This window comes from Bacillus sp. P4_E1 (assembly GCF_056401715.1).
On the sequence record NZ_JBFUIV010000009.1, the window covers coordinates 57,278 to 69,055 of the forward strand.

Here is an 11,778-nt window from a genome sequence, read left to right on the forward strand (position 1 = left end):
GTATAATAATGTAAGATTGGAGGAGTTTCACTATGAGTTCATGGCTATTATTCGCACTATTATCAGCAATTGCTGCTGCCCTCGTATCTATTTTCGGAAAGATTGGCTTAGATGGAATCGATGCCAACGTCGCAACAACGGTTCGCTCTATTATTATGGCATTATTTATGGTAGGAGTTATTATTATACAAGGTAAATTTCAAAATATCGGTGATGTCCTCCTAAATAAAAAAGCACTGCTATTTATCACATTAAGTGGAATCGCTGGTGCTTCGTCATGGCTATTTTATTTTCTTGCGTTAAAAACAGGAAAAGTTTCACAAGTAGCACCTATCGATAAATTAAGTGTAGTATTTTCCATTATTCTCGCGATGATTATATTAGGTGAAAAGTTAAACTTTATGACCGGTATTGGTGTAGTCTTTATTACAGCTGGTGTATTATTTATCGCTTTCAGCTAAAAAAACCGCTATTATTAGCGGTTTTTTCTTTTCCTTATGTAAATCCACACAATCAATATTACAATTGCCGAAACTAATAAAATCCATATTCCATAATGATGTAAACTATATTCAACAAAGCGCCACTTCTCTCCCAGTTTCCAACCTAAGCCAATAAAAACACTTATCCAAATTAGTGCACCACCGTAAGCATACAAACAAAATCGCCACAATGTTAAATTTGAAACTCCAGCAAAATATGCTGTTAAATGACGTACTCCCGGTATAAAGTAGCCAATCATTAAAAGAAATGGACCGTATTTTTCAAATAAAATATGTGTTTTTTCAATATGATGTTCCTTAATTCTAACTTTCGGACCATATTTTTTTAAAACAGGGAGCCCAAGTTTTAAACCTAATATGTAACTTAATGTAATGCCAAGCATTGCACCTGCCATTCCACTTAAAAAAGCAGCTGTTCCTGACATAACTCCTTTTGAAATGTTATATCCAATAAAAGTCAATAAAAACTCATCCGGTATAGGTAATCCAACAATCCCGCCAGCTAAAGCTATAATAATTCCAAAATATCCATAATGTGCGATTAACTCGCCAATATGTTGTTCCATTCGGAAGACACATCCTATACACGATCGTTATTCCATATTGTGCCCATTCTATCTTTAAGACAAACATGGTATACATATTCACTATACATTGTTTTTATAATGAACTCTACTTCTATTCCATTCCTTAAATAGAGATTTAATCAGTGGTTTTTTATCCATCCCCACTGATTATTAGCCTGAACCAATCGGGATTTTACGGGCAGCAGGGCCCCCACTTAACTTCCTTGCATTCGCTCAATTTTGGAGTAGGAGTCTTACTTCCTATAAATAGCGAGATAAAAAAATAAAAATTCATAGGCTTATTTTTTTGTTACAATAAAGGGAAGTTACTTTTTGCAACGGTTTAACTCTCAAGAAAAATGATATATCTAGCAAAAACATAGTTTGGTCTATATAATGCAACTTCTACCTATTAGAGTAACATGCACCCTTTTACATACAACATCATTTTTCTAAATTATACAGGGGGAACGAACATGACCATTGAAAAACAATTTATCCAAAAGATTTACTATAAAACATTTTTAACAGAAGACTCTTCCATTCCGGTAGCGGAAGTACTCGGTGAAGCATATATAAATGAATCAAAGAATGAATTCTCCAATATATCTAATGTTCGCTTTGCACAAGGTGAAGTTTATTTTCAAACTAACGACTTTGAAGCCGCTATATTCAAATGGGAGAAAGTAAATAATGAACTTGCTCTCTGGGCTATGAAGAATATTGCAGATGCTTATTTCGAATTAGATTTCTTGCCAAAAGCAGAAGAAATTTATACATCTATCCAAACAGAAGATACAACTCTTACAATGGAAGTCTCCCTACAACTTCTTTCTCTTTATATAGAGCAAAATCGTTTAGGACTAGCATTTAAGACGATTAGCGAGGCTGTTGCATTTCAACCAGACTATCCAAATATTACTGCAATCGCTCGATCGTTCTATGAAAAACAAGAAGATTGGAATAATGCTATTGAACTCGCTGTTCAAGAAGGAATTCGAACAAAATCATTACACTGGTTCGATACTTTAATCAATTATGTGAACAGAGGCTTTACTAAAAAAATTAAACCTGAGTATTTCTATGAATCTTTAAAAGCCTTATATACAATTGATCAAGTTCAATTTAAAGAGCTTGTTATCTCACTTTGGAACAGCTATGAAAATGAATCATTCCATCTACCTTGGATTCAAACAATAAATCACCTATTCTTACATGTTGAAGTAGATGCTCATGACGATTGGAATGAAATTTCTACTCGCTATCAAGAGACGTACTTCGAATTGATTACTGGACAACATTTCATGCACGAATTACAAGGACTTGTACCAGATTTATTAACAAATTGGTTTAGTTTAATGAGAGCGGAAGATTCTTTACTTGTCTCCGCAGCAGTATTAGCATGGAATGAAGTTTCACCGACAACTCTAGAATCATTACTCGTAAAAAGCGCAGGTGCCTTACTTTCAAATGCATCAGCTCATGCAAATGTTGATATGGCAGACGTATCAGCATTATTTGAAACGATTGCTGTATGGGCTGAGAAGAATGATGTAGATTTAGGTCATCAATTCACACTACTTGTTCGTGAGTTATACGATTTAACTGTTACACAACTTCTAGTAGCAGGAGCTAGCGATTATGATAAATCAGCCTTTATTAACTCTATACTAGGAGAAAATATATTAAATGAGGCTATAACAACTTCAATTACATTTAAAGATGATAGTCAAACTGAAATAACTGAGCTTACAGAACTAGATATACGAAATATACCAAACTTTGACGAACTTCATAACATACTAGCCGTACCTTCTCAGTCAAAACTAGAAAGAAAATGTATTGAAGTTAAATTACCAAGTAGATTTTTACGAAAAAATAAGTTTTCATTCCTTGTCACACCTACTGTGCATGGACAACTTGACAAAAACAGCTCTCACTTTGAATACTTACAGGCAGCAGATAGTCTCATCTATGTCCTAAATTCAGCTTCACCATTACATGATGAAGAGCTCGATACATTATTATATATTCGTGAGCAAGTACCAAATTTACAAATTAAATTCGTCTTACAAACAATTGATACGAATACTAGTGAAAATATCACGAACAGCATTAAAAAGAAAATACTCGTACATTTCCCAGAAGCACACTTTTTCCCTTACTCTCCTTCACAAGAGAGTAGTGAACAGCTAGGTAATGTAACAGACTCTATTCTTTCTAACCTTACTCAGCGTAACGTGGAAAAAGAACGCATTGAAAAATTATTATGGTTTATCCAAAAAACAATTGCATACCTTGTAAATGAACGTGTGGAATTAGAAAATACGTTAGTGAAATCCGTTCGCTGGAATAAACATATTTTAGTAAAACTTGATGGTTTTATTAATAATCTTACTGCCATTCAAAAAGATAAAATTCGTTCTATTACAGAATCTTATCTCTTAACGAAAGAAGAGATTACGCAGGATATACATTCTCAAATTCCTGAATTGTTGCAGAGTTGCTCTGACCTCGTTCAAGAAGATAGTGATTTCAAACTGGTCCATGAAGAACTAAATGTAGCAATGAATGAAAGAATTCAAAAACATGTACAGCAAGTGCTTCTTCCTAAATTTACTGGGTCTATTCAAGAATGGATTGAAACTGCTCATAATGAATTCATTCAAGCTCAGGCTTATTTAGATGAAATGAGCGATACCTTTAATAAGCTCTATGAGGAAGAGCGTATTAAACTTCCTTGTGATTTCAAATTACTAGATGACTGGGATAGAGATGTTGCAAGAATGACGAATAGAATTACAGTAGCTAACATCAATATTTTATTACGCTTTACACCGACACAATTTTTCTTAAAGAGTGCAGGGAAATTATTCGGTAATATGCAAAAAAATCAATCTATGCTATCAAATAAATATAAACAATATATTGAAACAGAAGATTATACAGAAGTTGCTCAGATGATTTCAAAACAATTCTTCCTTCAATTTGAAGTATTTGAAGGTGCGCTAGAACGGGATATCATGATGTTCTTTAAAGACCCTCTTAGCATATTGAAACAAACCGTAGAAGCGGCCCAACTTGAAATACAAGAAGATGAGCAAACATTAACAAAGCTAAGAACAAACCCAGAAACTTATCATGATCCTTTAACACTCTTTAAATTGCAATTGTTACAACGAAAATTCATGTTAAATATCGACCAAAATAATGAACATATTGCTTCACAAGAAACAATAAATAAAACACCAACTGTTTAAATAAGAAAAACCAAGCAACTAATTCGCTTGGTTTTTCTTATTTTTAATCTACAATTTTCACATGTTCAAATGGATAATATATCGCCATGAACTTTCCTAATACTTCTGTTCTATCAATGAGCCCTAAGCCGTTCCTACTATCCCTACTAACTAAACGATTATCTCCCATCACAAAAATTTTATTTTTAGGAATTGTAATCGGTCCAAAATCTTCAGTTAAATTGATAAGTAATTTTTCTGCCTGTTTTTTATTATTCTTTAAATACTCTTCATTTTTCACTTGATGATTAACATATAATTGATCATTCTTCATCTCAATTACATCTCCTGGTAATCCAATAACTCTCTTCACATAGAAATTATCTGTCTTCACGACAATAATATCCTCTCTCTCATAACTTTCAAATCTCTTTGCAAGTTTATTAATAATTACTTTATCTCCATCTTGTAACGTCGGCCTCATCGATGCTCCTTTTACAGTCGTAGGGAAAAACAAAAAGATTTTTGCCAAAAACACTAATAAACATGCAATTGCAATTATTTCAAAGAATTCACGCAAACGTTTTTTCTTTTGCATCATTCCACCATCTCATCATCTTTTTATTTTTATTATAAGTACTCCGACTGGTTAATTTCCACAAAATTCTGAATTATAACATTAGAATATTACAAATATAAAAATAACAATCCCTATAAATTCACTATTTTTATATACTATGTTTTCCATCTATCAAACAGGACTTTTCCTATGAAATTTATGCTTAGAAAGTATAAGATACTGCACAAATTAAACAAACAAATATAATAGCATAGCAATAAAAAAGATACTCTCAAAATAGTCTATCAACTATTTTTGAGAGTATCTTTTTATAATCCTACATATACAATACACATCTGCGCTGCGACATATGTAAACCAAATCCAAAGCGGTTCATACTTCAGTTTGCGCCCTCCGATATCTGTCACGCCGATAATAAAATCAGAAATCACAAACAGTAAACCACCAAGTGCTGGTATCCACCATATTCCTATATTCTCGTAATATAAGGCGAATGCAAAACATGCCATTCCTCCAACCCACAAACCGTAAATTAGAGCGCCTATTGTAAAAAGTTTGTCTTGTTTTTCATTTCGAATAAAGAAAAACCACCCTATAATTAGAAAGAGTCCGTATACGAATAAACCGATCCAAAAACCATTCCATGAAATACCTGTTTGTAAAAATGCTTTCACATAGAAACAATGTGCAAGAGCGAAAGTAACCATTCCTCCAATTAATCGATGACCAATTGGAATTAATCCTGCCATAAATAAATCCCCTACAGTTGATAAAGTCATACCGAGTGCAACCCACGTACTGTACTCAGCCGATGGATCTTGTAACCATATCCAAATTGCACTTCCTGTTAAAGAAAAACTAAGAATAAGACGAACTGCTAAAGGTAACGGCATATTATTTCTCGTTCTCTTCGTCTGTCCTATTGCATAAATTGCTCCCATTAAAAAAAGAATAATTTGCCCGACTAACACAATGTAAAGTACATTCATAATATGTTCTCCTCAATAAATGCTTTATTCTATCTTTTTTCGTTACATATATCACGTTCTCCTTTTTCTATGTAAAAAAAGAAGAACAATACTGTTCTTCCATTTTAATCGTTTTTCTGTTCTCTATGCTACTTGTTTTTCTTGCTCAACTTTCTTTTTAACCGGGTTACGATTTACTACAATAATTCCCGCTGCGACACATGCTAAACCAAATAGTACAAAGGAATGGATTGCTTCCCCTAAAATTAGACTTGATAGTAGCACACCAAACACTGGTATAAAGAACATATACATCGAGACTTTCCCTACTTTGTTATACTTCATAATTGTATTCCATATACAGAATCCAGCTGCTGATAAGAACGATAAATATATGAGCATAAGTATTGCATGTAGATTAAATGTGAATGGCATCATTCCAACTTGAAATGCACCTATACATAGCAACCCAATTGATCCGAAAATCATCTGATATGCTGTCATATACCCAATATCTAATGTTTTACTACCTTCTTTCGCTAATATGTTTCCATACGAATACATCATGGCTGCCCCAAGAAGTAATAAGCTACCTATTCCAAAATGAAATGATAAACTTCCATCACTCGGTACATTCACTAAAATCACACCGCAAAAACCGATAGCTACTCCAATTACTTTTCGCCTATTTAGAGCATCATCTTTATATAAAAAGTGTGCGAGTAAAATTTGAAAGAATGATGATGTTCCTGAAATAATCGCTCCTTCAATTCCTGAGCTATAACTCATTCCAATATAAAAACATATATATTGAAGAAAAGTTTGAAACAAGCCAATTTGAACTAACTGCTTTCCTGTTCCTTTTTTGAACTTCATATCTTTTCCTAACGCTTTAAAAAATAATAAGAGCATTACACCAGATAAGAAAAAGCGATAGCCAGCAAATAATATTTGTTCCCCGACTTCTTGTGGCTGAATTCCAAGTTCAGCATAGCTTAATTTAATAAAGGGAAATGCGCTTCCCCATAAAAATGTTGCTACTATTGCAGCAATAAACACGCCAATCGGATGGGTAAAAAATTTCTCTGTCTTCAACTTGATGTCTTCCTTTCCGACCTTTTTATGAACAATATTCATATATACCAAAGGAAATGCGAAAACACAAGTTTTCAGTTTATCCCGCTATTCGCCGGGCAGTAAAAGCCCGATTGGCGAGGGCTAATAATCAGCGTGGGATGAACAAAACCCCCACTAATTAAAGTTTCACTTTATACTAAAACAAAAACATATCATCTAAGAAAAACATATGCTATACTATAGAATAATTACAACATAATAACTATTAAAATCAGATTCAACAGAAATGCTGCTATCCATTATGGATGGCAGCTTTCGTCGTTTTATAGGGGTTTCGATTTTGATTCTTTTTCTCAATAAGAATTCGGAAGGAGCGAGTATTAATGAACGCAGAAGTAAAAACATTACAAGCACAAAAAGATATTTCTCATCCCTCTTTATGGGATACATTAAAGAAACATTATGAACTTATATTTGCAATCACATCTGGTATTTTTATTTTAGCTGGTTGGTTATTCACAAAAAATGATGCAATAAGTGCAGGTATTACTTTCTATATCCTTGCTTATGTAATTGGAGGATTTGCAAAAGCGAAAGAAGGTATTGAAGACACAATTGAAGAGAAAGAGCTAAATGTTGAAATGCTCATGATTTTTGCAGCTATCGGTGCCGCAGTTATCGGTTACTGGGCAGAAGGTGCTATTTTAATCTTCATCTTTGCATTAAGCGGTGCAATGGAATCTTATACATTAAGTAAAAGCCAAAAAGAAATTTCAGCGCTTCTTAATCTACAACCGGAAGAAGCATTACGTATTTCAACTGGAACCGAGGAACGTATTCCAGTTGGACAATTACAAATTAACGATATTATTTTAATTAAGCCAGGTGAGCGTGTTCCTGCTGATGGCACAATTCATAATGGTGAAACAAATATTGATGAAGCAGCTATTACAGGAGAACCTATTCCGAATGAGAAAAAATTCGGCGATGAAGTATTTGCCGGCACTGTAAATTTACGTGGTGCTATCGAAGTTAAAATTACGAAGCCGAGCGATCAAACATTATTCCAAAAGATTATTCGTCTCGTTCAAAGTGCACAAAGCGAAAAATCACCATCACAACTATTCATCGAAAAATTTGAAGGAACATACGTAAAAGGTGTGCTGCTCGTTGTTGCGCTTATGATGTTCGTTCCTCATTTCTTACTTGATTGGAGTTGGAATGAAACGTTTTATCGCGCTATGATCTTACTTGTAGTCGCTTCTCCTTGTGCTCTAGTTGCAGCTATTACACCAGCAACTTTATCAGCAATTTCAAACGGAGCGAGAAACGGTATTCTCTTTAAAGGTGGTATTCATTTAGAACGTCTAGCTTCAGTAAAGGCGATTGCCTTTGATAAAACGGGAACATTAACACAAGGAAAACCTACTGTAACAGATGTATATGTTCGAGAAGGCATAGCAGAAAGTGAAGTACTTTCTATTACAGCAGCGATTGAAAGTCACTCTACACACCCTTTAGCAGAAGCGATTGTTAAATATGCAAAACATGCTTACGACATTACGATAAAAAAACCAGAAAACGTTGAAGATGTAACTGGTTTTGGATTAAAAGGAATATTAGAAAACAAAGCTTATAAAATTGGTAAAGCTGATTTTATCGGAGAAGAAATAAAAACATTTCATAATGGCATTTCTGCTTCACTTGAAAAAGAGGGGAAAACTGTCGTTTATATTAGTGATGAGGATGGTATTCTTGGACTGATTGCTTTAAAAGATACCCTTCGCCAAGAAACGATAGCGGCTATTCGTGATTTGCAAAGCATTGGTGTCGAAGCAATCATGATTACTGGTGATAATGAAGAAACAGCAAAAGCAATTGCCAATGAAAGTAATATAAAAGAATATTACGCATCATGTTTACCGGAAACAAAAGTTGAAACGATAAAGCAGTTAAAAGAAAAGTACGGCATAGTCGCCATGGTTGGAGATGGTATAAACGATGCACCTGCCCTCGCTACTGCTAGTATTGGTGTTGCAATGGGTGAAGGAACAGACGTGGCATTAGAGACTGCAGACGTTGTTCTTATGAAAAACGAATTATCTCGTCTCTCTCAAGCAATCCGTTTATCAAAACGAATGAACCGTATTGTGAAGCAAAACGTTATCTTCTCTTTAGCTGTCATTGCAATGCTGATTTGTTCAAATTTTTTACAGTTTTTAGCGCTTCCCTTCGGTGTTATTGGACATGAAGGAAGTACCATTCTTGTAATTTTGAATGGCTTACGATTATTAAAAGGAAATAATTAAAACGGGTCCCTCATAAAGGACCCGCTTTTTTTAATGGTAGCTATTGTGACCGTTCGCACTGCTGCTCGTTTTATGCTTTGGATGCGAACTGCTCTTTTGTTTGTTATTTTTATTATTGTGGTTCTTTTTATTATTACTCATGAAATATCCCCCCTGTTCCCTTTTATTATGGAACAAGAGCTCATTTTTCATTACGGGAATTATTGTCACCCGTTCTATAATGATGGAGTAAACCATTAATTTCACCGCCAAGTAAAATTACCCATCCAGTTAAGTAAAACCATAACATTAAAATAATAATACCACCGAGACCACCATATGTATTAGCGTAATTTGCAAATTTATCTACATAATAGGCAAATGAGTACGATACCACAATCCATCCTATAGTAGCAAATAACGCCCCTGAAACAACTTCTCTTCTCTTTAACTTACGATCAGGCGCAAATGTATATAAAAAGCTAAACAAAGCGATTAAAACGAAGAAACTTGCTACTAAACGTGTAATGCTCCAAACATAAGAAAAACTATCCGATAAACCAATTGCTTTAAACACGGCTGCCCCAATCACTTGTCCAAATACTGGGACGATTAGTGCAAACACGATCATAAAAATTATTGCTAACGTGAACACGATAGATAAAGCTCTTGTTTTAATAAAGGAGCGTGTTTCTGTTACATCATAAGCGCGGTTAAAAGCATTCATAACCGCATTAACACCATTTGAGGCAAACCATAACATCGATAATAGACCAAATGATAATAAACCACCATTTTGCTGATTTACAACTTTATCTACATTTACCTCAATCAAGTTCATCGCATCATCTGGTACATAAACCTCTAATAAACTAAGCACATCCTCTGTTTGAATGGGAATAAAGCCAAGAAGCGTAATTAAGAAAACAAGCCCAGGGAAAATCGCAAGCAAGAAGAAATAAGCGAGCTGTGCTGCTAAGCCCGCTACATCATCGCGCATCGTCCGGTCATATAAATCTTTCCCAAACGAAAAAGTGCGATTTCTTTTTGCTTTTTCTAGAAATTTTCTCATATTTTTTAGACGCTTTTCTTCTCTTCTTTATTTTGCTTTAGCTCAATGTATGCTTCAGTTTTTTTTTCCTCTGCATTTGAGTCCTTCATAAATAATTCACGCGCTTCTTTCATACCACCATCTTCAGCTACCACTGGCTCTTCTTCTGCTTTAAGCTCATCTACCTTTGGAGATACAGCTTGAATTTCAATCGTTTCCGGCTTTTCTACTGGCACAATCTTTTTCTTACTAAACATTTCTTTCGTTTCTTTTAATGTTTCTACAACAGACGGCGTCAATTTTTTAATTTCTGCTACTTTCGCTTTCACTACATTGAAATCAGCAAGTTCGCGTCCTTTATCTGTAACAGTTTGCACTTTTTCTTTTATCTTCGCATTTTCACCAATCTCAATCATCTTTGTTTTTGCTTTTTCTGCCGTATTTTTTACTTTTTCACGGTTTTCTTTCTTTAACATAGATACAGCTACACCTGCAGCTACACCAATCGCAATGTTTCGAGCAATATTATTTTTCTTTGCCATATTCCTTCACCCTTTCATTTCTTATATTAGAAAGTATTACTTTCTAAGCTTCCTCATATTCCTTGTTCATTTCGAATGAAAGCTAATAGCTTTACACACCCTTCTGTTACAAGGTCATACACTTCTTGGAAGTTCCCTGTAAAGTAAGGGTCAGGAACGTCTGTCCAGCCACCGTCTGGAACAAAATCGGACAGCCTACCAATATAGCCTCCAGTTTTACTAAAACTTTTTAAATCCGCTATATTCTTGTTGTCCATGGCAATAATATAATCAAACTTTGTTAAGTCTTCTTTTTCTACTTGCCGTGCTTTAATTCCTTCAAAAGAGACTTCATTTTCTTTTAAAATTTTTTGTGTTCCTTTATGTGGTGGATGACCAATATGCCAATCTCCAGTTCCTGCAGAATCAATGACAATTTTCTCTTCGAGTCCCTCTTTTACGACAAAATCTCGAAAAATTGCTTCTGCCATTGGAGAACGACAAATGTTCCCAAGACAAACAAACAATACTCGGACCATATTTTTGTTTCTTCCCTTCTTGGTGCATTTCTTAATATATATCTATAGTATAAGCAACCAATTATTAATTATAAAGGAAATCCCTACTAATTTAATAGGATTGAAAAGTTTCATTAACGAAAATGATAAAAAAATGTTAAGATAACCTTATGTTATTTTAAAGGGGGACACTTCGGTGGATTTATCCGTGAAATCAGAAGCAAACGTTGAATATATGGTAGAAGCTATTAAAGAAAAATTACGCATGGTTAATGCTGGAGCAATGAGAGCTGCTAGTTTTAACGAAGAAATGTACGAGGACTTACGTGACATTTATGAGCATGTTATGAAACGTGAAACATTCAGTATTAGTGAAATGCAAGCTATTACTGAGGAACTAGGTACATTAATTAAAAAATAACAAAGAGCCTCACGTATGCGAGGCTCTTTTAATTTCAACAAATTCA

At 34.3% G+C, this 11,778-nt stretch carries 11 protein-coding genes; 4 read left to right on the top strand and 7 right to left on the bottom strand.

Annotation, left to right across the window (positions count from 1 at the left end; translation table 11 throughout):
• Window positions 1-32 precede the first annotated feature (32 nt).
• Window positions 33-461: an EamA family transporter gene (locus AC1DS7_RS14375; RefSeq protein WP_002029573.1), complete on the top strand. Its 429-nt coding sequence runs from the start codon at window positions 33-35 to the stop codon at window positions 459-461.
• Window positions 462-475: 14 nt separating this feature from the next.
• Here AC1DS7_RS14375 and AC1DS7_RS14380 read toward each other — a convergent pair whose 3' ends face one another.
• Entirely contained in the window at window positions 476-1,069 is a 594-nt protein-coding gene (locus AC1DS7_RS14380) for a DedA family protein (RefSeq protein ID WP_002029574.1), read from the bottom strand.
• 476 nt (window positions 1,070-1,545) lie between these two features.
• Here AC1DS7_RS14380 and AC1DS7_RS14385 point away from each other — a divergent pair, with 476 nt between their 5' ends.
• Window positions 1,546-4,329, top strand: a complete 2,784-nt coding sequence (locus AC1DS7_RS14385; protein ID WP_002191838.1) for a tetratricopeptide repeat protein — start codon at window positions 1,546-1,548, stop codon at window positions 4,327-4,329.
• A gap of 43 nt (window positions 4,330-4,372) precedes the next feature.
• On the opposite strand, the gene lepB is transcribed toward AC1DS7_RS14385, so the two are convergent.
• The 3 genes from lepB to AC1DS7_RS14400 all read right to left on the bottom strand — a co-directional run bounded on the left by lepB (window position 4,373) and on the right by AC1DS7_RS14400 (window position 6,951).
• On the bottom strand, window positions 4,373-4,909 hold the full coding sequence (lepB, locus tag AC1DS7_RS14390) for a signal peptidase I (protein ID WP_002010249.1): 537 nt from the start codon (window positions 4,907-4,909) through the stop codon (window positions 4,373-4,375).
• A gap of 287 nt (window positions 4,910-5,196) precedes the next feature.
• Window positions 5,197-5,877, bottom strand: a complete 681-nt coding sequence (locus tag AC1DS7_RS14395) for a lysoplasmalogenase (RefSeq protein WP_002029577.1) — start codon at window positions 5,875-5,877, stop codon at window positions 5,197-5,199.
• Window positions 5,878-6,000: 123 nt separating this feature from the next.
• Entirely contained in the window at window positions 6,001-6,951 is a 951-nt protein-coding gene (locus AC1DS7_RS14400) for a DMT family transporter (protein ID WP_002125011.1), read from the bottom strand.
• Window positions 6,952-7,316: 365 nt separating this feature from the next.
• Here AC1DS7_RS14400 and AC1DS7_RS14405 point away from each other — a divergent pair, with 365 nt between their 5' ends.
• Window positions 7,317-9,242, top strand: a complete 1,926-nt coding sequence (locus AC1DS7_RS14405) for a heavy metal translocating P-type ATPase (RefSeq protein WP_002169232.1) — start codon at window positions 7,317-7,319, stop codon at window positions 9,240-9,242.
• A 181-nt stretch (window positions 9,243-9,423) separates the two neighbouring features.
• On the opposite strand, the gene AC1DS7_RS14410 is transcribed toward AC1DS7_RS14405, so the two are convergent.
• The 3 genes from AC1DS7_RS14410 to AC1DS7_RS14420 are packed head-to-tail and all read right to left on the bottom strand — an operon-like array spanning window position 9,424 to window position 11,332.
• Complete coding sequence (locus AC1DS7_RS14410) at window positions 9,424-10,293, bottom strand: YihY/virulence factor BrkB family protein (RefSeq protein ID WP_002125008.1); 870 nt, start codon at window positions 10,291-10,293, stop codon at window positions 9,424-9,426.
• Window positions 10,294-10,298: 5 nt separating this feature from the next.
• A complete protein-coding gene (locus AC1DS7_RS14415; protein ID WP_002125007.1) occupies window positions 10,299-10,814 on the bottom strand; it encodes a DUF4075 domain-containing protein in 516 nt (171 codons plus the stop codon).
• Between the two features lie 53 nt (window positions 10,815-10,867).
• Window positions 10,868-11,332, bottom strand: a complete 465-nt coding sequence (locus AC1DS7_RS14420; RefSeq protein WP_476999071.1) for a low molecular weight protein-tyrosine-phosphatase — start codon at window positions 11,330-11,332, stop codon at window positions 10,868-10,870.
• A gap of 175 nt (window positions 11,333-11,507) precedes the next feature.
• Here AC1DS7_RS14420 and AC1DS7_RS14425 point away from each other — a divergent pair, with 175 nt between their 5' ends.
• Complete coding sequence (locus AC1DS7_RS14425) at window positions 11,508-11,732, top strand: DUF1128 domain-containing protein (protein ID WP_002010236.1); 225 nt, start codon at window positions 11,508-11,510, stop codon at window positions 11,730-11,732.
• The last annotated feature ends 46 nt before the right edge of the window (window positions 11,733-11,778 follow it).

Excerpts from the sequence above, each read along its gene's own strand:
- AC1DS7_RS14380 (WP_002029574.1), bottom strand. The coding sequence starts at position 1,069 with ATGGAACAACATATTGGCGAGTTAATCGCACATTATGGATATTTTGGA.
- AC1DS7_RS14395 (WP_002029577.1), bottom strand. The coding sequence starts at position 5,877 with ATGAATGTACTTTACATTGTGTTAGTCGGGCAAATTATTCTTTTTTTA.
- AC1DS7_RS14410 (WP_002125008.1), bottom strand. The coding sequence starts at position 10,293 with ATGAGAAAATTTCTAGAAAAAGCAAAAAGAAATCGCACTTTTTCGTTT.
- AC1DS7_RS14415 (WP_002125007.1), bottom strand. The coding sequence starts at position 10,814 with ATGGCAAAGAAAAATAATATTGCTCGAAACATTGCGATTGGTGTAGCT.
- lepB (WP_002010249.1), bottom strand. The coding sequence starts at position 4,909 with ATGATGCAAAAGAAAAAACGTTTGCGTGAATTCTTTGAAATAATTGCA.
- AC1DS7_RS14385 (WP_002191838.1), top strand. The coding sequence starts at position 1,546 with ATGACCATTGAAAAACAATTTATCCAAAAGATTTACTATAAAACATTT.
- AC1DS7_RS14375 (WP_002029573.1), top strand. The coding sequence starts at position 33 with ATGAGTTCATGGCTATTATTCGCACTATTATCAGCAATTGCTGCTGCC.
- AC1DS7_RS14420 (WP_476999071.1), bottom strand. The coding sequence starts at position 11,332 with ATGGTCCGAGTATTGTTTGTTTGTCTTGGGAACATTTGTCGTTCTCCA.
- AC1DS7_RS14405 (WP_002169232.1), top strand. The coding sequence starts at position 7,317 with ATGAACGCAGAAGTAAAAACATTACAAGCACAAAAAGATATTTCTCAT.